Consider the following 3282-nt stretch of genomic DNA (forward strand, 5'->3'; position numbering starts at 1 on the left):
AATAACCATTCTTCACAAATAATAAAACATGCATATGGTGGTGATACATCGGTTGATCTGCTTCATGATTGACGGTTACTTCAGTTGAGCGCACATAACCCAACAAATTTTTAGCTGGCTTTTTATAACGCATTAAATCACGGATAGCCCGCCCCATTTGTCGCAACTCGTTCTTTAACAAATCCCCGGTGGTATTCTCAACCGTCAGCGTTAAAAATAAGAATCGGCCCGTTTTCCGTTGCTTAACCGCCTCTTCCAAAATTTGAGTTAACTGATTGGATTGCTTCATTGCTCGCCGCCAATTGCATAACGGACATAAACGAGAATGGCAAAACCAAGTTTGGGCTAATTTTCGATGTCCCTGTTCATCTTCAACAAAGCGCAAAACCTCGCCACATTCTTTAACTCGATGGGCTTTCTTATAGTGCAATATCTGCAAATAATCACCATATTGCAAATTCTCTAGCTTACGTTCCCGCCATGGCCGAACTTTCCCTGACCGCGAACGATCAACTAAAACCTTTCCATCAACCAAATTAAAAACTCCTCTCACCAACCACGTGAGAAGAGCTAATCTGTTATGTATTTGCTTTACTTAAAATCAGTCAGAAGGCTTGACGGTCAAGCGTCCAAGCTTTAAACTATGTCTAGTAAATCCAAATACGATTTTTACAAGATTAACTCACGCGTTCGAGGTCGCCAAACTATCGAAGCTCACGTGGGTTTTTTTTATATTCATTTTATACCACCATAATACGCCTAAACCTAGTAGTGTCAAGGGTTTGACTGACATTTTAAAAAGTCCGTTGTTTCTAATAGTATCAAGATAAGAAGAAACTGGTCAAAATCGACCAGTTTCTAAGCCCTCGGGCGCTGACGCCCCGAACCCAGTCCAAGCTGTGCCAGCTTGACCGCATAATTGAGCGGGAGCTCCCGCTCAAACTCACCCCGCACTCGCCGTGAGGCAGGAAAGCAAAGTTTAGGAAACTTTGGCTTTCAGCCAATTCAGTGTTTGGGTTTGGTTAGTCAATCAACTCCTTAAAGCCTCAAAAAGGGACTAACTGCTAAAGCAGTAAGTCCCTTTAATTCGATTTACCATTGACTGACGGCCATTAAACAGCTCCAATACGCATCATCGGCTAAATTAAAGCCATAGACCAAATTCAAAGGCTTGGACCATCTAATTCATCATGTTGTCCCTCTGAACGCTCCTGTGGCCTCTGAGGGGATTTTTTAGACGGTTCTTTTAGTCCAGCTCGTTCTAACCACTCACTTGGTAAACCAACACCTAATTTGCGCTGTAAGAAGTGGTCAACGCTCCGAACAATTCCTTGTAGCGTCCCGACTAGCTTTTGAAGACGACGATTCTCAATATCTAATTCCATAGCCTTACTTTCAGCTTTAATCAGTCGGTCTTTTTGAATATCCATATCAGACCTTTGGGACAATGTTTCAGTAAAATACGTATCCGTTAAGCTGGCACCCTGTTTAAGTTTATCAAAATCAAAACGGTCAACCAGCACATACCGCTTATGGAAATGGGATTCTTTCGTTTTAACACTATTCACATCAAATTTAGTGGCTTGATATGTTTTAAGTTTCGCTTGACGCTGTTTAGTTTCATTTTCAACCGCTGCTAACTTTTGTTGGCTTTGTTTAATAGATTCCCGCATGGCTTTATATTCCGGTACCGTCAAACTTTTACGTTCCGATTCTTGAACCCCACGCTGAACATTGAAGCCATGCTGTTGTAAATAAGCCGGTAATTGATCTTGAACATCTCGCAAAGCCGTCCGATTAAATACTCGTTTAGCAGATAATTTATGTTCATCATCAAAGGGGACAATCCCCATATGCATATGGGGAGTACTCTCATCAAGATGAACAATTGCATAACGAATATTTTCTTCACCAAATTTTTCAGCAAAATAGTCCTTCGCTGTTTCAAAATACTTGCGGGTATCAGCCGCCGTTAAATTCGTAAAGAAATTACTGTCGCTAGAAATAATCCATTCATTGACTAAAACGGCATCTTTTCTAACTGCCCGCTGACTGGTTTTATTCTCGTTAATGTAAGCTTCAATATCTGTTTTAAAATGACCCGTCCGACCAGCAACTAAATCATAATTTAAAGCCGAACGGTCACCATCAATATCCAGATTTTTATGGTGTTGAGTACGTCGTTGATCATGATTACCCAAACCGACTAAATTATCAGCTTTTAATTTCTGCATATTAGCAACTAAATAACTCATCTAACCACCCATTTCAAACAACTAAATTTGGTTAGAGCATAGCACATAATTCGGCAAACCTCCATGCAAGGTATAGCCCACTATACTTTACAACGTAAAGTGTGGGCTCTGCGAGGCAATATCTACCATTGCCAAAAACACCAGATATTAAACTCAAAAGAGGTATAATAAACACAGATACACAAATAAAAGCAAAAGGAGAAAATCTTAAAAATGGAAGAAAATCCAAAGTGGCAAGAAACAGGAAGACAAGAAAAAATAAAGCAATTGGACATTTCAGAAACATTAGCAGTAAGAATAGACAATGTAGAATTATACAATTCAGAAAGCAAATTATATTATCTAGTAATTCAAACCCTTCTTGGGAACCCCAAAAAAGATGAATGGAGTCCCCAAGGAAAAGGTCAAATATTAAAAGAATCAAAGCAAAAAATAATTGTGTCATAAAAGTATTGCACATTAAAAGTCCTAAAAATTATTTTGCATTAAAGATTTCAAAAATCATTTAATGTAAAATAATTTTTTCTTTGATAATCCCATTTAGCAACAATTTCCCTAACTACTTGCTCTACTTGCTGATCATCACTATCCGTATTAATCAAATCACCATTTTCAACATCTTCTAATTGCAACTGCTTGCGAACTTCTTTCAGCAAACCGCCATAGCTAATTTGGCGAGAACCAGCCAAAGCTTGCTCCAAATCGTCAATTACCTGTAAATCTTGTTCTTGATTATTCGTCAAAATATCTTTAGATTTTACCTGATATTTGGCCGTCTCTTGAGCACTAGCCAATAAAGAATTTTTCTGACGATTCACATTTGGTTTAACTGCCTCAACATTCACAATCGGCACATAACTTAATTTCATAGCCCGTTTCCAATACCCAGTCCATTCCGCCTGCGAAATATAATTATCAGTCCCTTTGAAATAACCATTCTTCACAAATAATAAAACATGCATATGGTGGTGATACATCGGTTGATCTGCTTCATGATTGACGGTTACTTCAGTTGAGCGCACATAAC

4 protein-coding genes are annotated in these 3282 nt (G+C 38.7%); 1 reads left to right on the top strand and 3 read right to left on the bottom strand.

The features are described from left to right. Both FFM82_RS13330 and mobV read right to left on the bottom strand, forming a co-directional pair. A partial coding sequence (locus FFM82_RS13330; protein WP_137646234.1) for a protein rep occupies positions 1 to 535 on the bottom strand: 535 nt, incomplete at its 3' end. A 628-nt stretch (positions 536 to 1163) separates the two neighbouring features. Next, complete coding sequence (mobV, locus tag FFM82_RS13340) at positions 1164 to 2255, bottom strand: MobV family relaxase (RefSeq protein WP_137646235.1); 1092 nt, start codon at positions 2253 to 2255, stop codon at positions 1164 to 1166. 213 nt (positions 2256 to 2468) lie between these two features. Between mobV and FFM82_RS13345 the strand changes: the two genes are divergently transcribed. Beyond that, complete coding sequence (locus FFM82_RS13345) at positions 2469 to 2702, top strand: hypothetical protein (protein WP_137646236.1); 234 nt, start codon at positions 2469 to 2471, stop codon at positions 2700 to 2702. A gap of 47 nt (positions 2703 to 2749) precedes the next feature. Here FFM82_RS13345 and FFM82_RS13350 read toward each other — a convergent pair. Further along, positions 2750 to 3282 (bottom strand): protein rep (locus tag FFM82_RS13350; protein ID WP_170178313.1); only part of this gene is annotated, 533 nt, incomplete at its 5' end.

The organism is Lactiplantibacillus plajomi (genome assembly GCF_005405405.1).
In the GTDB taxonomy this organism is placed as follows: domain Bacteria; phylum Bacillota; class Bacilli; order Lactobacillales; family Lactobacillaceae; genus Lactiplantibacillus; species Lactiplantibacillus plajomi.

What these genes read in the sequence shown, in the direction of transcription:
- mobV (WP_137646235.1), bottom strand. Translation starts at nt 2,255, where the DNA reads ATGAGTTATTTAGTTGCTAATATGCAGAAATTAAAAGCTGATAATTTA.
- FFM82_RS13345 (WP_137646236.1), top strand. Translation starts at nt 2,469, where the DNA reads ATGGAAGAAAATCCAAAGTGGCAAGAAACAGGAAGACAAGAAAAAATA.